Origin of the sequence: Serratia bockelmannii, from assembly GCF_051803255.1 — a bacterium.
In the GTDB taxonomy this organism is placed as follows: domain Bacteria; phylum Pseudomonadota; class Gammaproteobacteria; order Enterobacterales; family Enterobacteriaceae; genus Serratia; species Serratia bockelmannii.
Map to the genome: position 1 here is coordinate 1,034,555 of NZ_CP196512.1, position 20,019 is coordinate 1,054,573.

Sequence of the window (20,019 nt, forward strand, 5' to 3'; positions counted from 1 at the left end):
TGATAGCCAATATGATCGACTGGTGGCTAAAGTTTATATGGTCGATAGCTCTGCTTTTCGCCGTGCGTCTTGCCTTGAAGCGCTATAAACGTTTACCTTAGCCCTCGTTGTCGGATTAAACCTCCATTTTTATAACTCCTAAAATTTTGCCCATCTTCATGAGCGGCCACTTTCGAATAGGGACATAAACGCCGGATCGACTGCGTTTAGGGTGCTTATTTGGCGCTGCAACGTTAGGGCATGCCGGCAACCGGGTGGGGCGTTACGCCACCACGCTATCGGACCATTTTTTTCATTTGAACAGGCAACACGACATCGTATGAGTCATCGTTTAACGTCAAAAGATATCCTGGCACTGGGTTTCATGACCTTTGCCTTATTCGTTGGGGCCGGGAACATCATCTTCCCGCCGATGGTCGGCTTGCAGTCCGGTGAACACGTCTGGACCGCAGCGCTGGGCTTCCTGATCACCGCCGTGGGTCTGCCGGTCATCACCGTCATCGCGTTGGCGCGCGTCGGCGGCGGCATCGACGCCCTCAGTTCGCCGATCGGCCGCGGCGCCGGCCTGCTGCTGGCGACCGTCTGCTACCTGGCCGTCGGCCCGCTGTTCGCCACGCCGCGCACCGCCACCGTATCCTTTGAAGTGGGCATTGCCCCGCTGACCGGCGACGGCGCCATGCCGCTGTTCATCTATAGCCTGGTGTACTTCGCGCTAGTGATCGGCATCTCCCTGTATCCGGGCCGTCTGCTCGATACCGTCGGCCACGTGCTGGCGCCGCTGAAGATCGTGGCGCTGGCCGTACTGGGCATCGCCGCGCTGCTGTGGCCTGCCGGCGCGCCGATCCCGGCGACGGCGGCTTACCAGAGCGTGCCTTTCTCCTCTGGCTTCGTTAACGGCTATCTGACCATGGATACGCTGGGGGCGCTGGTATTCGGTATCGTTATCGTCAACGCGGCGCGTTCACGCGGCGTGAAAGACGCCGGTCTGTTGACTCGTTACACCATTCTGGCCGGTTTGATCGCCGGCGTGGGCCTGACGCTGGTTTACCTGAGCCTGTTCAAGCTAGGCTCTGGCAGCGGCGCGCTGGTGCCTGACGCCACCAACGGCGCGGTGATCCTGCACGCTTACGTTCAGAACACCTTCGGCGGTTTGGGCAGCTTCTTCCTGGCGGCGCTGATCTTCATCGCCTGCATGGTGACCGCGGTAGGCCTGACCTGCGCCTGCGCCGAGTTCTTCGCGCAATATCTGCCGTTCTCGTACAAGACGCTGGTGTTTATCCTGGGCCTGTTCTCGATGGTGGTGTCCAACCTCGGCCTGAGCCACCTGATCCAGATCTCCATTCCGGTGCTGACCGCGATTTACCCGCCGTGCATCGTGCTGGTGGTGCTGAGCTTCACCCTGCGTTGGTGGCACAGCGCGCCGCGCATCATCGCGCCGGTGATGCTTGTCAGCCTGTTGTTTGGTATCCTTGACGCGGTGAAAGCGTCCAGCTTCCAGCAGCTGCTGCCGGCCTGGACCACTCACCTGCCGCTGGCGGAGCAGGGGTTGGCATGGTTGCCGCCTTCGCTGCTGATGCTGGCGCTGGTCGCGATTTATGATCGGGTGTGCACGCGTTCCCAAGTGACCGCGCACTGATAATCCCCCGGCTTAATCTAGGGCCACGGACATGTCCGTGGCTTTTTTACGTTTAAAACTATGGGTCATTTTCATGCAACAACAGTCACCCACCACTGTCCCCGACAATAAGCTGAAACGCGGCCTCAGCACGCGTCATATCCGCTTTATGGCGTTGGGGTCAGCCATCGGCACCGGGTTGTTCTACGGCTCGGCGGACGCCATCAAAATGGCCGGCCCGAGCGTGCTGCTGGCTTACCTGATCGGCGGCATCGTGGCCTTTATCATCATGCGCGCATTGGGGGAGATGTCGGTCAACAACCCGCAGGCCAGCTCATTTTCCCGCTACGCGCAGGACTACCTCGGCCCGATGGCGGGTTACATCACCGGCTGGACTTACTGCTTTGAAATCCTGATTGTCGCCATCGCCGACGTGACCGCCTTCGGCATCTATATGGGGGTCTGGTTCCCGGAAGTGCCGCACTGGATCTGGGTGCTGAGCGTGGTGCTGATCATTGGCGCCATCAACCTGATGAGCGTCAAGGTGTTCGGCGAGCTGGAATTCTGGTTCTCGTTCTTCAAGGTCGCCACCATCATCATCATGATCGCAGCCGGCATCGGCATCATCATCTGGGGCATCGGCAACGGCGGGCAACCGACCGGTATTCATAACCTGTGGTCGAACGGCGGCTTCTTCAGCAACGGCTTTATCGGCATGATCCTGTCGCTGCAGCTGGTGATGTTCGCTTACGGCGGCATTGAAATCATCGGCATCACCGCCGGCGAAGCCAAAGATCCGAAAAAATCGATTCCCAAAGCCATCAACTCGGTGCCGTGGCGCATTCTGGTGTTCTACGTCGGCACGCTGTTCGTCATTATGTCTATCTACCCGTGGAACCAGGTGGGCACCAACGGCAGCCCGTTCGTGCTGACCTTCCAGCATATGGGCATCACCGTGGCGGCGGGCATTCTCAACTTCGTGGTGATTACCGCGTCGCTGTCGGCGATCAACAGCGACGTGTTCGGCGTCGGCCGCATGCTGCACGGCATGGCTGAGCAGGGCCACGCGCCGAAAATGTTCAGCAAGGTGTCGAAACGCGGTATTCCCTGGGTGACGGTGGTGGTGATGATGCTGGCGCTGCTGCTGGCGGTATACCTCAACTACATCATGCCGGAGAGTGTGTTCCTGGTGATCGCCTCCCTGGCGACTTTCGCCACCGTGTGGGTGTGGATCATGATCCTGTTCTCGCAAATTGCCTTCCGCCGCAGCCTGAGCAAAGAGCAGGTGAAACAGCTGGCGTTCCCACTACGCGGTGGGGTATTCACCTCGGTGGTGGCGATCGTGTTCCTGGTGTTCATCATCGGTCTGATCGGTTACTTCCCAACCACGCGTGTCTCGTTGTACGCCGGCCTGGTTTGGGTGGTGTTGCTGTTGGCGGGGTACTGGTTCAAGGTCAACCATCAGAAAAAACGCGCGCCGTTGGCGACGCAGCAAGACTAAATGGAAAAACACCGGCTGAGGCCGGTGTTTTTTTAGGGGCAGGCGTTAAGCGAAGTCCAGCTTGCGCAGTTTCGAAACGTCGATGCACTGCCTGGCCTGCCACAGATCGTAAGCATCCTGCATGCCCATCCAAACCTGTTCGGAGCTGCCTATCACGATGGACAGGCGGATGGCCATTTCCGGCGAAATATCGGACTTTCCGCTGATCAGGCGTTGAACCGTGGAGGGCGCGACGTCCAGCGCTTTAGCCAGCGCGCGCGCGCTGAGATTCAGCGTTTCCATGGTTTCTTTGATCAATTCTCCAGGATGAGGAGGATTATGCATGCGGTTCATTAGTGATAGTCCTCATAATTCACGATATAAACATCACCCTCGACCAGTTCAAACGTGATGCGCCAGTTACCGGTCACGGTGACGGACCATTGCCCGTGGCGAGCACCCGTTAGCGGGTGCAAGAAAAAACCGGCAGATCCACGTCATCAATCACTTTCGCCAAATCCAGCACGCTCAGCCGCAGCGCGATTTTTTTCGCCTGCTGGGCGTCGATACCTGCTGTTGAACCGGTTTCGAAAAACTTTTTGAGTCCCTTATGCTTGAAGCTTCTTATCATCCTGATGGCTCCATGAGTGTTGCGCTATACGCATCATAGTTGGGTGTTGCGTATAGTGCAACAAAATGGGGCGTTTTTTAACCCATCATACCTGGCGCTTGTCCTCCGCTTCCTCATCCCCGGCGGCGCGCGCTTCGATGCGTACGCCGCCGTCGTTCAGCCGTTCCTCTTCCTCCTCGCCGGCGCAGCGCGCCAGCACTTCGCGAATGTCTTGCAGGTTGCTGCTGAGCGCACTCAGCGAAGGTTGCAGATTGCGGGGCATGCGGCTTTCATCCAGCGACGCGCTGTGCAGGCAGCCGATAAACAGCAGGGTGGCCAGCAGGGTAAACAGCCGGTGACGTAACCGTTTCAGCAAGGGCTTTCCCTCTTGGTAGTGAAGGTGATGGCGCATTAACGCCGTTTTCGCCGGGGAAAAGAAGGGGATGGAGATATCTGCTGGTAATTGAAAGAGAATAATTACCAGCAGACACAATTACGTCAGCCGACGTCAGGAAGCGTTCGCGCTTTGTTGCAGCATGCCGCGCAGGTCGTTGCCGGTTGGCGTTTGATGCACGCGCAGGCCGAACTCGTCGATCACCGCCAGGATATGGTCGAAAATATCCGCCTGAATGCTTTCGTACTCCGCCCAGACCGTAGTGTTGGTGAAGGCGTAGATTTCCAGCGGCAGGCCTTCCGGCGTCGGCGCCAGCTGGCGCACCATCAGCGTCATATTCTGGTGAATGCGCGGGTGAGCGCGCAGGTAGGCTTCCAGATAGGCGCGCAGCGTGCCGAGGTTGGTCAGGCGGCGGCCGTTGAGCGGCGAGGCCAGATCGACGGCGATCTCCTGGTTATGCTGGCTCAGCTCCTGGGTCTTGACGTTCAGGTAGCTGTGCAGCAGCGGGTTGCGCTGCAGGCGGCGCTGTTCCTCTTCCGACAGGAAGTGCACGCTGCCGGTGTCGATATTCAGGCTGCGCTTGATGCGGCGCCCGCCGGATTCCGACATCGACCGCCAGTTCTTGAACGAGTCGGAGATCAGCGCGTAGGTAGGAATAGTGGTGACGGTGTTGTCCCAGTTACGCACTTTGACCGTGGTCAGGCCGATGTCGGTGACCGCGCCGTCGGCGCCGTATTTCGGCATTTCCAGCCAGTCGCCGATCTTTAGCATGTCGTTGGCGGAGAGCTGAATGCCGGCCACCAGCCCGAGGATCGGATCCTTGAACACCAACATCAGAACCGCCGTCATGGCGCCCAGGCCGCTGAGCAGCAACAGCGGCGATTTGCCCATCAGCAGCGAGACGATCATGATGCCGATCAGGATCGCCGCCACCAGTTTCAGGCCCTGGAAAATGCCGCGCAGCGGCAGCTGATTGGAAATCGGGCTTTGGCGCAGCAGCGCCAGCAGCGTATCCAGCAGCGAGAACAGCGACAGCAGGGTGAAGGCGAGTATCCACACCTGCGCGGCGGTAACGATCACCGCCTGAGTCTGGCTGCCGCTCTGCAGCCACAGCGTCGCCTGGATGCTGATGATCACCCCTTGCAGCAGCAGCGCCACGCGCTGGAACAGTTTGTATTGGGTGATGGCCTGTTGCCAGACGCGCTGCGATTGCTGGCCGCGGCGCTGAAGGGCGGCCAACACCACCCGGTGCAGCACCAGGTGGATCACCACCGAGATCAGGACAATCAACCCCAATACCATCAACAGCGACATCACTCCGCCGAATTCCAAACCAAACTGTTCCAGCCAGCGCGTTATCTGTTGTTGCATTACCGCTCCTTAAAAAATGCGCAAAAAATATCCTGTAAGCTCAAAACGCGTTAGCCTAAGGGGTAACGTGAAGGATTTGTGCCTGTTTACCTTTTTTTACATCGAGTTAGCGTTATTTTTCGGTCTCCGCCCCCCGGCTCATCCCTGGGTTTTGCGGCCAGAGAGGAGGGGGAGTTGCACTTAACGTGGCATTGTTCGCTTCTTGAAGAACGCCGTCGATTTCGTTTGGTACAGCAGGAGAAACAGTATGCTTAACGCCTGGCATCAACCGGTCCCGCCTTTTGTGGTGAAGCAAGGGCAACGTTTGGATATCACGCTGTGGTTACAGGGGGATGAACTGCCGGAACGGGTGTTTTTGCGCGCCGAACCGGACAACGAAGAGTGGCTGCTGGTGATGAAAGCGCAGCGCCACGAGGGGATGCGGCGCTACCAGGCCAGCCTTACGCTGAATGAGGGCGAGCCGACGCGGCGTTACTGCTTCAAGCTGCTGTGGGCCGATCGCCAGCAGTGGTTCGGCCCGCAGGGCTGGTCGCCAACGCCGCCGGGCCAGCTGGCGCAGTTCGCCGTCGACGAGCCCGACCATGGCCCCGAGTGGGTGGCGGATCAGCTGTTCTACCAGATTTTCCCCGATCGCTTCGCCAGCAGCGGCGGCGAGCACGGCATCCAAAGCGGCAGCTACCGCCATCACGCGGCCGGTGCCGAGGTGATTCGGCGCGACTGGCAGCATCCGCTGGAGGATCGTCACGCCGCCTCGACCTTTTACGGCGGCGATCTGGACGGCATCTGCGCCAAACTGCCGTATTTGCAGCAGCTGGGCGTGACCGCGCTGTATCTGAACCCGATTTTTACCGCGCCGAGCGTGCATAAGTACGATACCGAGGACTATTACCAGGTCGATCCGCACTTTGGCGGCAACGCGGCGCTGCAGCGTTTGCGAGTGAGCACTCACAAGGTGGGCATGAAACTGGTGCTGGACGGGGTATTCAACCACACCGGTGACTCGCATCCGTGGTTCGACCGCCATCGCCAGGGCGAAAACGGCGCCTGTCACCACCCCGATTCACCGTATCGCGGCTGGTTCAACTTTTACCCGGACGGCCGCGCGCTCGACTGGAAGGGCAACGCCAGCCTGCCGAAGCTCAACTTCGCCGAGCCGCAGGTGGCGGAAGCGATCTATCGCGGGGAAGGCAGCGTGGTGCGCCACTGGCTGCGCCCGCCGTACAGCATCGACGGTTGGCGGCTGGACGTGGTGCACATGCTGGGGGAGAACGGCGGTGCCACCGGCAACCTGCACCACCTGGCTGGCATCTATCAGGCGGTGAAGCAGGAGAATCCGCAGGCCTACGTATTGGGCGAACACTTCGGCGACGCGCGCCGCTGGCTGCACGCCGGCGTGGAGGATGCGGCGATGAACTACATGGGCTTTGCGCTGCCAGTGCGGGCGTTCTTGGCGGGGCTGGACGTGGCCTATCACCCGGTGCGGCTGGACGCCGCCGGGTGCGCGCAGTGGATGGACGGCTACCGCGCGGGGCTGCCGCACGGCCGCCAGCTGATCCAGTTCAATCAGCTGGACAGCCACGATACCGCGCGTTTCCTCACGCTGTTGCAGGGGAACGCGGCGCGCATGCAGATGGCGGCGGTGTGGTTGCTGAGCTGGATCGGCGTGCCTTGTCTCTATTACGGCGATGAGATTGGCCTGGACGGCGGCAACGATCCGTTCTGCCGCAAGCCGTTCCCGTGGGACGTCGGTGACTGGGATCGGCCGCTGCTGGCGCTGTTCCAGCGCATGGCGGCGCTGCGTAAACAGAGCCTGGCGCTGCGTCGCGGCGGCTGTCAGGTGCTGTACGCCAGCGGAGAAACGCTGGTGTTCGTGCGTCTGTATCAGCAGGAGCAGGTGTTGGTGGCGCTGCAGCGCGACGGCAGCGGCCAGGCGCAGCTGCCGCACAACCCGCTGTTGGCGCGCGGCCCGTGGCGGCGTGTGGAAGGGCGGGGAGAGTTGAGCGAAACGGCCGGCGGGCTGCGCCTGCAGCTGGCGGAAGAGTCGGCCACCGTGTGGCGGTATGAAGGCTAAGGGAACTGCGGGGGCCGTAAGGCCCCCGCGATCAAGGTGAGTAGGCGTTTACATCAGTAACCGACCGCGGAGCCTGCCGGGCGACGCACGTCGTTGGCGCCGTACAGGTAACCTTCGCGCACTTTGCCGGAAACCGCCGAATCGTTGCCGGAGTTGGCCGGGCTGACGCCCGCCGCGCCCGGCAAACCGACCAGAATCAGTTCGGCGGCGCCCCATGGCGTTTGCTCGACCATCTTATAGCCCATGCCGCTCAGCAGCTTCAGCGTATCGGCGGAAACGCCGCGCTGTTCGTAGTACACCTCATCCGGCAACCATTGGTGATGGATGCGCGGTGCGTCCACCGCTTCCTGCGGCGCCATACCGTGGTCGATCACGTTCAACGCGGTCTGCAGGGTAATGGTGATGATGCGTGAGCCGCCCGGCGAGCCCAGCACCATAAAGATCTTGTTGTCCTTGGTCACCAGCGTCGGGCTCATCGACGATAGTGGGCGCTTACCGGGGGCAATGCTGTTGGCGGTGCCCTGCACCAGCCCGTACAGGTTTTTCTCGCCCACTTTCACCGTGAAGTCGTCCATCTCGTCGTTGAGGAAGAAGCCGGTGCCCGGTGCGATCACCACGGCGCCGAAGCGGCCGTTGACGGTATAGGTGGTGGAGACCGCGTTGCCGTCGTGGTCGACGATCGAATAATGGGTGGTTTCCGGCTTCTCATGCGGTTCCATGCCGGGCTGTACGTTTTCCGACGGCGTGGCCTTGTCCGCGACGATTTTCTTGCGGATCTGCTCGGCGTAGCTCTTGCTCACCAGCCGGTCGATCGGGTTCTTGATGAATTCCGGGTCGCCGAGGTAGGTGTTGCGGTCCATGTAGGCATGGCGCATCGCTTCGGTCATGGTGTGAATGGCCGCCGCCGAGTTGAAGCCCATGCTTTTCAGGTCATAGCCTTCCACCACGTTGAGGATTTCGCACAGCGTCACGCCACCGGAGCTGGGAGGCGGCGCCGACACGAATTTGTAGCCGCGATAGCTGCAGGTGATCGGCGGGGTTTCGGTGACTTTATAGTTGGCGAAGTCGGCGGCGGTCAAAATGCCGCCGCCCTGTTTGGCCGCTGCCTCCACCGCCTGTGGGATCTTGCCTTTATAGAAGGCGTCGGTTCCCCCTTTGGCGATGGCTTCCAGCGTGTTGGCCAGATCGGTTTGCACCAGTTTGTCCCCCGGCTGCAGCGGGCTGCCGTCCGGGCGCAGGAAGATTTTGGCCGACTCGGGATCCTGTTTGAAGCGTGCGACGGTGGTGTCGAGAATATCGGTGTCGGCGCGGGTCAGCACAAAGCCTTCGCGCGCCAGCCTGATCGCCGGCGCCAGCACCTGTTCACGGCTCAGTTTGCCGTACTTCTCACGCGCGGTTTCCATCCCCAGCACGGTGCCAGGCACGCCCGCCGCCAAATAGCCGTACAGGCTGGCGTCTTTCTTCACCTTGCCGTCGGCATCCAGATACATGTTGGCGCTGGCCGCCGCCGGCGCGGTTTCGCGGAAGTTGATGAAGGTGTCGGTGCCGTCCGCCAGGTGGACGCTCATAAAGCCGCCGCCGCCGATGTTGCCGCAGCAGGGGTTCACCACCGCTTGCGCATAGCCGACCGCCACGGCGGCGTCGATGGCGTTGCCGCCCATCTTCAGGATATCCACCCCGACCTGCGAAGCCAGATGCTGCGAGGTGACCACCATGCCGTTTTTGGCTTCCACCGCTGGGTTGGATGCCGCATACAGGCTGCCGCTGACCAGCAGCGCCGCCATGGTCAGGGGTTTGCTCCATTTCTGTAAAAACATAGTTATTCCTACCCTGTCAGTTTTTTATTGTGTTGTGTTTGCTTGCCGCTGTTCGCTTGCAAAGCGCGAGCCAGCGTTATTGATAGTAGCCGCAGATGGGCATTCACGCGGCGAACTGGGCGGGAAATGTGAGCGGAAACAGGGAAATAAAGCACTGAAGGCGGGCGGTCTGCCCCAAAAAGGGGCATAAAAAAACCGGCCGCGTGGGCCGGTTGATTCACTATCAGGCTGAAATTACAGCTTGGCAGCGTTTTCAGACAGGTATTTTGCCACGCCGTCTGGGGAAGCGCCCATACCTGCTTTGCCTTTTTCCCACTGAGCCGGGCACACTTCACCGTGCTCTTCGTGGAATTGCAGCGCGTCAACGGTACGGATCATTTCGTCGATGTTACGGCCGATTGGCAGGTCGTTAACAACCTGAGCACGCACGATGCCGTCTTTGTCGATCAGGAAGGAGCCGCGCAGCGCAACGCCAGCTTCCGGGTGTTCGATGCCGTAAGCTTTCTGGATTTCACGCTTAACGTCAGCAACCATTGCGTATTTCACTTCACCGATGCCGCCTTTGTCGACAGGGGTTTTACGCCATGCGTTGTGGACGAATTCTGAGTCGAAGGAAACGCCAACCACTTCAACGCCACGCTTCTGGAACTCTTCATAGCGGTGATCGAAAGCGATCAGCTCGGAAGGGCATACGAAGGTGAAGTCCATTGGCCAGAAGAACAGCACGGCTGGTTTACCGTTCAGGTGCTTCTTCAGGTTGAAGTTTTCAACGATTTCGCCGCTACCCAGTACGGCAGCTGCAGTGAAGTCAGGGGCTTGACGAGTTACCAGGACCATAATTACTCCTGTAATAGGTGTTAAAGGGTGGATGTAAAAACAAGGGCCAGTATAGGGGCCACGACTTGGCGAATAAAGGGCAAAAGACCAATCGATGAGATAGCTTTTACCTATTAAATTCATTAATTAAATTTGACAGGCTTTAAAAATAACCTTTTCCCACAAAAGGGCAAGCGGCAAAGCGTAAATTCTTGCAAGGCGCTGCAATTTCAAACGCTTGAGCTTGACCTCAGAGCGTTTTTTCCTTCGCCTGCTGCATCATTTGTGGATAAAACTGCCAGAATTGTGTTTCAAGCTGATGATAGTGTCGCTCGACGTCGGCGAACGAGCCTGCCAGGGCATCGAGGCGCGGACGGCGGCTGGCCATGCCCTGCAATACCCGGGCGATGAACGGCAATTCGGCGTAGCGTTCCAGCCAGCGTTCCGGCCACAGATAGCCGTTCAGGTTCTGAAAGCGTGGCGGCGTGAGCGGCAGGTAAGGTTCGATCTGGCTGCGGGCTTCCTGGGTAAACTGGTGCAGGTCGCGTGAGGGCTCCAACTGCTGCCAGTGGCGCGCCAAAAAATGGTCCCACACCACGTCGAGGGTGATCGGCGCCACGCGGCGGTAGGGGGCGCTGAAATAGTCGCGGCAGGCTTTGACCTGCGGCAGGCTGTCGGTCAGCACGTCGACGCGACGGTGCATCATGATGCCGGCCACCACGTCGGGCTGGTAGTCGGCGGCGGGGTTGCCACGCACGAAATCGGCCAGCAGGTTGCCCAGCAGCGAGCTGTCCGCCAGCATGGCCAGGTGAAGATGAGCGAGAAAATTCATCCCTCAACTATACCCGAAGTCAGGCAAATCCTCCTTATTTCTTGCCGCTGACCGCCCCCGGCTTTAGACTAGGCCGCCTGTTTTTTACCAACCAGCCATAAATTGAAGAAGTGAATACCCATGCGCGTCGCTGATTTTTCGTTTGAACTTCCCGAATCCCTGATTGCCCACTATCCCCAGGCCGAGCGCAGCGCATGCCGCCTGCTGCAGCTGGACGGGCCGAGCGGGGCGCTGACGCACGGCGTATTCACCGATCTGCTGGATAAGCTGGAAGCCGGCGACCTGCTGGTGTTCAACAATACCCGCGTGATCCCGGCGCGCATGTTCGGCCGCAAGGTCAGCGGTGGCAAGATAGAAGTGCTGGTGGAGCGCGTGCTGGACGACCATCGCGTGCTGGCGCACGTGCGCGCGTCGAAAGCGCCCAAGCCGGGCGCCGAGCTGCTGTTGGGGGATGATGAGAGCATCGCCGCTACCATGGTGGCGCGCCACGAGACGCTGTTCGAGCTGCGCTTCAACGACGAACGCGATGTATTCACCCTTCTCAACGCGGCCGGCCACATGCCGCTGCCGCCTTATATCGCTCGCCCGGATGAAGACGCCGACCGTGAGCTGTATCAGACGGTCTACAGCGAGAAACCGGGCGCGGTCGCCGCGCCGACCGCCGGCCTGCACTTCGACGAACCGCTGCTGGCGGCGCTGCGCGCCAAAGGCGTGGAAATGGCGTTCGTGACGCTGCACGTCGGCGCCGGCACCTTCCAGCCGGTGCGCGTGGAAACCATCGAAGATCACGTGATGCACGCCGAATACGCCGAAGTGCCGCAGGAGGTGGTGGATGCGGTACTGGCCTGCAAAGCGCGCGGCAAGCGCGTCGTGGCGGTGGGCACCACCTCGGTGCGTTCGCTGGAAAGCGCCGCTGCGGCCAGCAAAGAGGCGCTGATTGCGCCGTTCTTCGGCGACACCAGCATCTTTATCTATCCGGGCTATCACTACCAGGTGATCGACGCGCTGGTGACCAATTTCCACCTGCCGGAATCGACCTTGATCATGCTGGTGTCGGCCTTCGCCGGCTACAAAAATACCATGAACGCCTATCAGCAGGCGGTGGCCGAGCAGTACCGCTTTTTCAGCTATGGCGATGCGATGTTCATCAGCCGTAATCCGCAGGCGGAAAACGAGTCCGTCGGCGGTTAATTTCCCGGGCTGCGCCCACGGCGCGGCCCCGTTTCAACGACATCAGACTGTTTCTCTGATGCTGGAGGCTTTGTGAAGTACGAACTACAAACTACCGATGGCCGCGCACGCCGCGGCCGCCTGATTTTCGACCGCGGCGTGGTGGAAACCCCGGCCTTTATGCCGGTCGGCACCTACGGCACGGTCAAGGGCATGACGCCGGAAGAAGTGAAAGAAACCGGCGCGCAGATCCTGCTGGGCAACACCTTCCACCTGTGGCTGCGCCCTGGCCAGGAGATCATGAAGCTGCACGGCGATCTGCATGATTTCATGCAGTGGCCGGGCCCGATCCTCACCGACTCCGGCGGTTTTCAGGTGTTCAGCCTGGGGGCGATGCGCAAGATCAAAGAGGAAGGCGTGTACTTCCGCAACCCGATCAACGGCGACAAGGTGTTCCTGAGCCCGGAAAAATCGATGGAAATCCAGTATGACCTGGGTTCCGACATCGTGATGATCTTCGACGAATGCACGCCGTACCCGGCCGACTGGGACTACGCCAAGCGTTCGATGGAAATGTCGCTGCGTTGGGCGCAGCGCAGCCGCCAGCGTTTCGACGAGCTGGAAAATAAAAATGCGCTGTTCGGCATCATTCAGGGCGGCGTTTACGAAGATTTACGTGATGTTTCCGTCAAAGGGCTGGTGGATATCGGCTTTGACGGGTACGCTGTGGGCGGCTTGGCTGTAGGCGAGCCGAAAGAGGATATGCATCGCATTCTTGAACACGTTTGCCCGCAAATTCCGGAAGATAAGCCACGCTATTTGATGGGCGTCGGCAAGCCGGAAGATTTGGTGGAAGGCGTGCGCCGCGGCATCGACATGTTCGACTGCGTCATGCCGACCCGCAACGCCCGCAACGGCCATTTGTTCGTGACTGACGGTGTGGTAAAAATCCGTAATGCCAAGCACAAGGATGATACTTCTCCGCTGGATAAGGACTGTGATTGCTACACGTGTCGCCATTACAGCCGCGCCTACTTGCACCATCTCGACCGTTGCAACGAAATATTGGGTGCTCGACTGAACACAATTCATAACCTGCGTCACTACCAGCGCCTGATGGCGGGTTTACGCCAGGCTATCGAAGAGGGTAAATTAGAGCAGTTTGTTGCGGATTTCTATGGTCGGATCGGCAAGCCGATTCCGCCTTTAAACGCTTGATCTAATAATTGATAACTTAATGAGGGAATTTCAATGAGCTTTTTCATTTCTGACGCCGTCGCATCCGCAGGGGCTCCGGCTCAGGGAAGCCCGTACTCTCTGATCATTATGCTGGTGGTGTTCGGCCTGATCTTCTACTTCATGATCCTGCGCCCACAGCAGAAACGCGCGAAAGATCACAAGAAGCTGATGGACTCCATCGGTAAAGGCGACGAAGTGCTGACCACCGGCGGCCTGATCGGTCGTGTGACCAAAGTGGCCGACACCGGCATCATCGCCATCGCGCTGAACGACACCACGGAAGTGATGATCAAGCGTGACTTCGTGGCGGCCGTTCTGCCGAAAGGTACCATGAAGGCCCTGTAATCTTTTTTCCCGAAGGGAATTGCCGTGCTAAACCGTTATCCTTTGTGGAAGTATCTGATGTTGATCGTCGTGATCCTCGTCGGTCTGCTTTATGCGCTTCCCAACATCTACGGTGAGGATCCGGCCGTACAAATCACTGGCGCGCGCGGCGTCGCCGCCAGTGAAACTACGCTGGACCAGGTCCGTACCGTATTAGAAAAAGACAACATCGCGAGCAAGTCGATTGCGCTGGAAAATGGCGCTATCCTGGCTCGCTTTAAAGATCCTGACGTTCAGCTGCGCGCCCGCGAAGCGCTGGTGACCGAGCTGGGTGACAAATTCGTCGTGGCGCTGAACCTGGCGCCGGCCACGCCGACCTGGCTGGCCATGCTGGGCGCAGAACCGATGAAACTCGGCCTGGACCTGCGCGGCGGCGTGCACTTCCTGATGGAAGTGGACATGGACACCGCGTTGAGCAAGCTGCAGGAACAGACCATGGATACCCTGCGCAGCGAGCTGCGCGAGAAGGGCATTCCTTACGCGTCTATCCGCAAGCTGGACAACAACGGCGTGGAAGTTCGCTTCCGTGACGATGCGGCTCGCGACCAGGCCATCAGCTACATCGGCCCGCGTCAGCGCGATCTGGTGCTGTCCGCCAACGGCGCCAACACCATGAAAGCGAACCTGACGGACGCCCGTCTGAGCGAAGCGCGTGAATACGCCGTCCAGCAGAACATCACTATCCTGCGTAACCGCGTCAACCAGCTCGGCGTCGCCGAACCGCTGGTGCAGCGCCAGGGCGCCGACCGCATCGTGGTCGAGCTGCCGGGCATTCAGGACACCGCGCGCGCCAAAGAAATTCTGGGCGCCACCGCGACCCTCGAATTCCGTCTGGTGAACACCAATGCGGACGCCACCGCGGCGGCCAACGGCCGCGTGCCGGGCGATTCCGAGGTGAAATATACCCGCGACGGCCAGCCGATCGTGCTGTACAAGCGCGTGATCCTGACCGGTGACCACATCACCGACTCCACCTCGAGCACCGACGAATACAACCAGCCGCAGGTTAACATCTCGCTGGATAGCGCCGGCGGCACGTCGATGTCCAACTTCACCAAGGACAACATCGGCAAGCCGATGGCGACCCTGTTCGTGGAGTATAAGGACAGCGGTAAGAAAGACGCCAACGGCCGTGCGGTGCTGGTGAAACAGGAAGAAGTGATCAACGTGGCGAACATTCAGTCGCGTCTGGGCAACAGCTTCCGCATCACCGGTATCGGCAACCCGAACGAAGCGCGTCAGCTTTCGCTGCTGTTGCGTGCGGGTGCGCTGATCGCGCCGATTCAGATCGTTGAAGAGCGCACCATCGGTCCAACCCTGGGTCAGCAGAACATTACCCAAGGTCTGGAAGCCTGTCTGTGGGGCCTGGTGGCGTCCATCGTCTTCATGGTGGTCTGGTACCGTAAGTTCGGCGTGATCGCCACCACGGCGCTGGTCGCCAACCTGGTGCTGATCGTCGGCGTGATGTCCCTGTTGCCGGGGGCGACGCTGACCATGCCGGGCATTGCCGGGATCGTGTTGACGCTGGCGGTGGCGGTCGACGCCAACGTACTGATTAACGAACGTATCAAGGAAGAGCTGAAGAATGGCCGGTCCGTTCAGCAGGCAATCCATGAGGGCTATAAAGGCGCGTTCTCCAGTATCGTCGACGCCAACATCACCACGCTGATCACCGCGGTCATCCTGTACGCAGTCGGCACCGGTTCGATCAAAGGCTTTGCGATCACCACCGCGATCGGTGTGGCGACGTCCATGTTCACCGCGATTGTCGGTACCCGTGCCATCGTCAACCTGCTTTACGGCGGCAAACGCATTAACAAGCTGTCTATCTGAGGAGTGCGTTGTGGCACAGGATTATACTGTTGAGCAACTCAACTACGGCCGTAAAGTCTACGACTTTATGCGCTGGGACTATTTGGCCTTCGGCATCTCGTTGCTGCTGTTGGTCGCGTCGATCGTCACCATGTCGGTGCGCGGGTTTAACTGGGGTCTGGATTTCACCGGCGGTACGGTGATTGAAATCAACCTGGAGAAGCCGGCTAACCTTGACCTGATGCGCGATACGCTGGAGAAGGCCGGGTTCCAGGATCCGATCATCCAGAACTTCGGCAGCAGCCGCGACGTGATGGTGCGCATGCCACCGGCGACCGGCACCGCAGGCCAGGAACTGGGCAACAAGGTGATCGGCGTGATCAACGACTCGGTGGATAAAAACGCCACCGTGAAGCGCATCGAGTTCGTCGGCCCGAGCGTGGGCAGCGAGCTGGCGCAAACCGGCGGCATGGCGCTGCTGGTGGCGTTGATCTGTATCCTGATCTACGTCGGTTTCCGCTTCGAATGGCGCCTGGCGCTGGGGGCGGTTATCGCGCTGGCGCACGACGTGATCATCACGTTGGGCGTGCTGTCGCTGTTCCACATCGAGATTGACCTGACCATCGTCGCTTCCCTGATGTCGGTTATCGGTTACTCGCTGAACGACAGCATCGTGGTCTCCGACCGTATTCGTGAGAACTTCCGCAAGATCCGCCGCGGTACGCCTTACGAGATCATGAACGTGTCGTTGACCCAGACGCTGAGCCGTACGCTGATGACTTCCGGTACTACCCTGATGGTGGTGCTGATGCTGTACATCTTCGGTGGCGCGATGCTGCAAGGCTTCTCGCTGGCGATGCTGATCGGCGTGTCGATCGGTACCGTTTCCTCCATCTACGTCGCGTCCGCGCTGGCGTTGAAGCTGGGGATGAAACGCGAGCACATGCTGCAGCAAAAAGTGGAAAAAGAGGGCGCGGATCAGCCTTCAATTCTGCCTTAACCGCCGCAGTATTCAGCGAAATGAGAAGGAGCGCCAATGGCGCTCCTTTTTTTTGCTTTGGGTTTCAGCGTTGCTGCACCACCGCCGGTTGGGCGGTGGCCACCAGACTGTGCAGACGGATATAGCCGAGCTGTTCCGGCGTCAGGCCGCTGAAGCGTAGCTCGAAGTCCTGACCGGGTTTCGGCAGCAGCGAGTCGGCGCTGGCGATCGGTTGCGACAGTGCTTCGGCGGTCAGCGGCCGGCCGGTGGCCTCATCCAGTTGACCCCATTCCACCACCGCGTTGAACGGCGGCAGCGTAGCCTGTGAGAGGATGCGCACATGCAGCTGCGCCTGCGTGCCGTTGGCCTCGCTCTTGATGTGGCTCAGCGAAACGCTCAGTTCGCCGATGCTGCTCTGCAAACGGGCAGCGCTTCGAGCCGCCGGCAGCAGGTAGACGCCATTGTCGGAGTGCTGATTGAGCAAATTCTGCCGCTCTAGTGCGGTGGTTTGGTCGGTCAGTACGCTCACTTTCTGGTTCAGCGCGGCGACCTGATGGCGCAGCTGAGGCACGGCGGTGTTGTGCGCGCAGCCCGCCAGCAAAATGGCGGCGGCGAGCAGGGCGATTTTAGGGTAACAGGTTGTCATGACGGCGATTTCCTATGCTGAGTCTCCTGCTATCAAGCTTAGTCCGCATAGTGGTGAAAGTCATATCGCTGCCACCTTCCCGCCGCCTGTCGCAACAAATGGCCGCCGCCCTTTGTTGTGGCTGCACTTCGGGTTAAACTGCATTTATCTATAAAAAACGTTTATCAGGACGTGTTATGCATTGCCCTTTCTGCGCCGCCGTTGATACCAAAGTCATCGATTCCCGCCTGGTGGGGGACGGTTCGCAAGTGCGCCGCCGCCGCCAGTGTCTGGTATGCAATGAACGCTTCACCACCTTCGAGGTGGCCGAGCTGGTGATGCCGCGAGTGATTAAAAGCGATGAGGTGCGCGAGCCGTTCAACGAAGACAAACTGCGTCGCGGCATGCTGAAAGCGCTGGAAAAGCGCCCGGTCAGCTCGGACGATGTGGAAAACGCCCTTAATCATATCAAATCCCAACTGCGCGCCACCGGCGAACGCGAAGTGCCGACCAAGTTAGTCGGCAATCTGGTGATGGACGCGCTGAAAAAGCTGGATAAGGTGGCCTACATTCGCTTCGCGTCGGTGTATCGCAGCTTCGAAGACGTGCGCGAGTTCGGTGAAGAGATTGCCCGCCTGCAAGACTAAAGGATCTTTCATGCATCACGACGAATTTTACATGGCGCGCGCCTTCGAACTGGCGCGGCTGGGGCGTTTCACCACCGCGCCCAATCCGAACGTCGGCTGCGTTATCGTGCGCGACGGCGAAATTGTCGGTGAAGGCTATCATCTGCGCGCCGGCGAGCCGCATGCGGAAGTGCACGCGCTGCGCATGGCGGGCGACAAGGCGCGCGGCGCCACTGCCTATGTCACGCTCGAACCGTGCAGTCACCACGGCCGCACGCCGCCCTGCGCCGATGCGCTGGTGGCCGCCGGCGTGACGCGGGTGGTCGCGGCGATGCAAGATCCCAATCCTCAGGTGGCGGGGCGCGGCTTGTACAAGCTGCAGCAAGCCGGCGTCGAAGTCCGTCATGGCCTGATGCTGGCCGAGGCCGAAGCGGTCAACCTGGGCTTCCTCAAACGCATGCGCACCGGTTTCCCCTATGTGCAGCTGAAGCTGGGCGCGTCGCTGGACGGCCGCACGGCGATGGCCTCCGGCGAAAGCCAGTGGATCACCTCACCCGAAGCGCGTCAGGACGTGCAGCGCCTGCGCGCGCAGAGCGCCGCCATTCTCAGCACCAGCGCCACCGTGCTGGCGGACGATCCGTCGCTGACGGTGCGTTGGGATGAGCTGGACGCCGAGACGCAGCGCCTCTATCCGCGCGAAAATCTGCGCCAGCCGCTGCGCATCCTGCTCGACAGCCAAAATCGCATTACCCCGCAGCACCGCGTGGTGCAGCAGCCGGGCGCTACCTGGCTGGCGCGCCTGCAGGCGGATGAACAGGCCTGGCCGCAAGAGGTCGAACAGTTTATCTGCCCGGCGCACGGCGGCGGCATCGATCTGGTGGTGATGATGATGCTGTTGGCCAAGCGCCAGGTGAATTCAATCTGGGTAGAGGCGGGCGCAACGCTGGCCGGCGCGCTGCTGCAGGCTGGCCTGGTGGATGAGCTCATTTTGTACATCGCGCCGAAACTGTTGGGCGATAATGGCCGTGGCCTGTGTCATCTGCCGGGCCTGGAACGGCTGGCCGACGCGCCGGAATTCGTCTTTAGTGACGTGCGTCAGGTTGGCCCCGATCTGCGTTTGCGCCTGCGAGCGAAACACTGAATCTCGCGCCCGCGCGCCGGTTTTACAAAAGCGCCGCGCAGGCGATGAAAGAATATGATAGAATCCGCCCCCCTGCGGGGTATTGAACCCATTTTTAAGGAAAGCCCATGAAAGTTATCGAAGGTGTTGTTGCTACTCCAAATGCCCGTGTGGCGATCGCAATTGCACGTTTTAACAATTTCATCAACGACAGCCTGCTGGAAGGTGCTATCGACGCGCTGAAACGCATTGGTCAGGTTGCTGACGACAACATCACCGTTGTCTGGGTCCCGGGCGCTTACGAGCTGCCGCTGACGGCGAGCGTATTGGCCAAAACCGGCAAATACGACGCGGTTATCGCGCTGGGCACCGTTATCCGTGGGGGCACCGCGCACTTCGAATATGTAGCGGGCGAAGCCAGCTCCGGCATCGGCAACGTTGCGATGAATGCCGAAATACCGGTTGCCTTTGGCGTGCTGACCACCGAAAGCATCGAACAGGCGATCGAACGCGCCGGCACCAAAGCGGGCAACAAGGGCGCTGAAGCCGCGCTGACCGCACTTGAAATGATTAATGTTATCAAAGCTATTAAAGCCTGAATTTAGTTAAGGGGAATTCCGTGAAACCTGCTGCTCGTCGCCGCGCTCGTGAGTGCGCTGTTCAAGCGCTTTACTCTTGGCAGTTGTCTAAAAACGACCTTGCCGATGTTGAACACCAGTTCCTGACGGAGCAGGATGTCAAAGATGTTGACGTCGCCTATTTTCGCGAGTTGCTGTCCGGCGCGGCAGTGAATGCAGGTATGCTGGACGAACTGATGGCGCCTTACCTGTCGCGTCAGCTCGAAGAGCTGGGCCAGGTGGAGCGCGCGGTGCTGCGCGTCGCGCTGTTTGAACTGAAAATGCGCGAGGATGTCCCTTATAAGGTGGCGATTAACGAAGCGATCGAGCTGGCGAAAACCTTCGGCGCGGAAGACAGCCACAAGTTTGTGAACGGGGTGCTGGATAAAGTGGCGCCAACCCTTCGCAAGAAAAAGTAAAACATTAAGGCCGGCATTCCCG

19 protein-coding genes and 1 pseudogene are annotated in these 20,019 nt (G+C 59.9%); 12 read left to right on the plus strand and 8 right to left on the minus strand.

What is annotated here, in order from left to right; translation table 11 throughout:
* The first annotated feature begins 319 nt into the window (after positions 1 to 319).
* Both brnQ and proY read left to right on the plus strand, forming a co-directional pair.
* Positions 320 to 1,636 (plus strand): branched-chain amino acid transport system II carrier protein, encoded by a 1,317-nt coding sequence (gene brnQ, locus ACSJLU_RS04885; protein ID WP_049188672.1) that lies wholly within the window; start codon positions 320 to 322, stop codon positions 1,634 to 1,636.
* A 73-nt stretch (positions 1,637 to 1,709) separates the two neighbouring features.
* Positions 1,710 to 3,116, plus strand: coding sequence for a proline-specific permease ProY (proY, locus tag ACSJLU_RS04890; protein ID WP_025301743.1), 1,407 nt, complete (start codon positions 1,710 to 1,712; stop codon positions 3,114 to 3,116).
* A 45-nt stretch (positions 3,117 to 3,161) separates the two neighbouring features.
* On the opposite strand, the gene ACSJLU_RS04895 is transcribed toward proY, so the two are convergent.
* The 4 genes and pseudogenes from ACSJLU_RS04895 to ACSJLU_RS04910 all read right to left on the minus strand — a co-directional run bounded on the left by ACSJLU_RS04895 (position 3,162) and on the right by ACSJLU_RS04910 (position 5,470).
* Positions 3,162 to 3,449 carry a HigA family addiction module antitoxin gene (locus ACSJLU_RS04895; RefSeq protein WP_033653280.1) on the minus strand — a complete coding sequence of 96 codons (288 nt, stop codon included), beginning with the start codon at positions 3,447 to 3,449 and terminating at the stop codon, positions 3,162 to 3,164.
* Positions 3,449 to 3,726 (minus strand): annotated as a pseudogene (locus tag ACSJLU_RS04900) (type II toxin-antitoxin system RelE/ParE family toxin). The gene ACSJLU_RS04895 and the pseudogene ACSJLU_RS04900 overlap by 1 nt, the downstream one beginning before the upstream one ends.
* A gap of 85 nt (positions 3,727 to 3,811) precedes the next feature.
* Positions 3,812 to 4,081 carry a hypothetical protein gene (locus ACSJLU_RS04905; protein WP_313258580.1) on the minus strand — a complete coding sequence of 90 codons (270 nt, stop codon included), beginning with the start codon at positions 4,079 to 4,081 and terminating at the stop codon, positions 3,812 to 3,814.
* 132 nt (positions 4,082 to 4,213) lie between these two features.
* Positions 4,214 to 5,470, minus strand: coding sequence for a mechanosensitive ion channel family protein (locus ACSJLU_RS04910; protein WP_103101574.1), 1,257 nt, complete (start codon positions 5,468 to 5,470; stop codon positions 4,214 to 4,216).
* Positions 5,471 to 5,717: 247 nt separating this feature from the next.
* On the opposite strand from ACSJLU_RS04910, the gene malZ reads away from it, so the two are divergent.
* Positions 5,718 to 7,541: a maltodextrin glucosidase gene (gene malZ, locus ACSJLU_RS04915; protein ID WP_025301746.1), complete on the plus strand. Its 1,824-nt coding sequence runs from the start codon at positions 5,718 to 5,720 to the stop codon at positions 7,539 to 7,541.
* Positions 7,542 to 7,594: 53 nt separating this feature from the next.
* Here the strand turns inward: malZ and ggt are convergent, their stop codons facing one another.
* The 3 genes from ggt to ACSJLU_RS04930 all read right to left on the minus strand — a co-directional run bounded on the left by ggt (position 7,595) and on the right by ACSJLU_RS04930 (position 11,006).
* Entirely contained in the window at positions 7,595 to 9,358 is a 1,764-nt protein-coding gene (ggt, locus tag ACSJLU_RS04920; protein ID WP_342096687.1) for a gamma-glutamyltransferase, read from the minus strand.
* A 234-nt stretch (positions 9,359 to 9,592) separates the two neighbouring features.
* Positions 9,593 to 10,195, minus strand: coding sequence for a peroxiredoxin C (locus ACSJLU_RS04925; protein ID WP_004940403.1), 603 nt, complete (start codon positions 10,193 to 10,195; stop codon positions 9,593 to 9,595).
* Between the two features lie 229 nt (positions 10,196 to 10,424).
* Positions 10,425 to 11,006 carry an ACP phosphodiesterase gene (locus ACSJLU_RS04930; RefSeq protein WP_025301748.1) on the minus strand — a complete coding sequence of 194 codons (582 nt, stop codon included), beginning with the start codon at positions 11,004 to 11,006 and terminating at the stop codon, positions 10,425 to 10,427.
* A gap of 120 nt (positions 11,007 to 11,126) precedes the next feature.
* On the opposite strand from ACSJLU_RS04930, the gene queA reads away from it, so the two are divergent.
* The 5 genes from queA to secF all read left to right on the plus strand — a co-directional run bounded on the left by queA (position 11,127) and on the right by secF (position 16,611).
* Positions 11,127 to 12,197 carry a tRNA preQ1(34) S-adenosylmethionine ribosyltransferase-isomerase QueA gene (queA, locus tag ACSJLU_RS04935; RefSeq protein ID WP_033651079.1) on the plus strand — a complete coding sequence of 357 codons (1,071 nt, stop codon included), beginning with the start codon at positions 11,127 to 11,129 and terminating at the stop codon, positions 12,195 to 12,197.
* Positions 12,198 to 12,269: 72 nt separating this feature from the next.
* A complete protein-coding gene (gene tgt / locus ACSJLU_RS04940; protein WP_016928877.1) occupies positions 12,270 to 13,394 on the plus strand; it encodes a tRNA guanosine(34) transglycosylase Tgt in 1,125 nt (374 codons plus the stop codon).
* A gap of 33 nt (positions 13,395 to 13,427) precedes the next feature.
* Positions 13,428 to 13,760 carry a preprotein translocase subunit YajC gene (yajC, locus tag ACSJLU_RS04945; RefSeq protein WP_004940391.1) on the plus strand — a complete coding sequence of 111 codons (333 nt, stop codon included), beginning with the start codon at positions 13,428 to 13,430 and terminating at the stop codon, positions 13,758 to 13,760.
* Between the two features lie 24 nt (positions 13,761 to 13,784).
* Positions 13,785 to 15,632, plus strand: a complete 1,848-nt coding sequence (gene secD, locus ACSJLU_RS04950; protein ID WP_004940390.1) for a protein translocase subunit SecD — start codon at positions 13,785 to 13,787, stop codon at positions 15,630 to 15,632.
* Positions 15,633 to 15,642: 10 nt separating this feature from the next.
* Positions 15,643 to 16,611 (plus strand): protein translocase subunit SecF, encoded by a 969-nt coding sequence (gene secF / locus ACSJLU_RS04955; RefSeq protein ID WP_004940389.1) that lies wholly within the window; start codon positions 15,643 to 15,645, stop codon positions 16,609 to 16,611.
* Positions 16,612 to 16,675: 64 nt separating this feature from the next.
* Here the strand turns inward: secF and ACSJLU_RS04960 are convergent, their stop codons facing one another.
* On the minus strand, positions 16,676 to 17,236 hold the full coding sequence (locus tag ACSJLU_RS04960; RefSeq protein ID WP_025301749.1) for a DUF3251 domain-containing protein: 561 nt from the start codon (positions 17,234 to 17,236) through the stop codon (positions 16,676 to 16,678).
* A 176-nt stretch (positions 17,237 to 17,412) separates the two neighbouring features.
* Between ACSJLU_RS04960 and nrdR the strand changes: the two genes are divergently transcribed.
* From nrdR to nusB, 4 genes are all read left to right on the plus strand, one after another.
* Positions 17,413 to 17,862, plus strand: a complete 450-nt coding sequence (gene nrdR, locus ACSJLU_RS04965) for a transcriptional regulator NrdR (RefSeq protein WP_004940387.1) — start codon at positions 17,413 to 17,415, stop codon at positions 17,860 to 17,862.
* A gap of 10 nt (positions 17,863 to 17,872) precedes the next feature.
* Entirely contained in the window at positions 17,873 to 18,982 is a 1,110-nt protein-coding gene (gene ribD, locus ACSJLU_RS04970) for a bifunctional diaminohydroxyphosphoribosylaminopyrimidine deaminase/5-amino-6-(5-phosphoribosylamino)uracil reductase RibD (protein ID WP_025301750.1), read from the plus strand.
* A 107-nt stretch (positions 18,983 to 19,089) separates the two neighbouring features.
* The gene (gene ribH, locus ACSJLU_RS04975; protein ID WP_004940385.1) at positions 19,090 to 19,560 is read left to right on the plus strand and encodes a 6,7-dimethyl-8-ribityllumazine synthase; all 471 of its coding nucleotides are present in this window, start codon (positions 19,090 to 19,092) and stop codon (positions 19,558 to 19,560) included.
* A 20-nt stretch (positions 19,561 to 19,580) separates the two neighbouring features.
* On the plus strand, positions 19,581 to 19,997 hold the full coding sequence (gene nusB / locus ACSJLU_RS04980) for a transcription antitermination factor NusB (protein ID WP_004940384.1): 417 nt from the start codon (positions 19,581 to 19,583) through the stop codon (positions 19,995 to 19,997).
* Positions 19,998 to 20,019 lie beyond the last annotated feature (22 nt).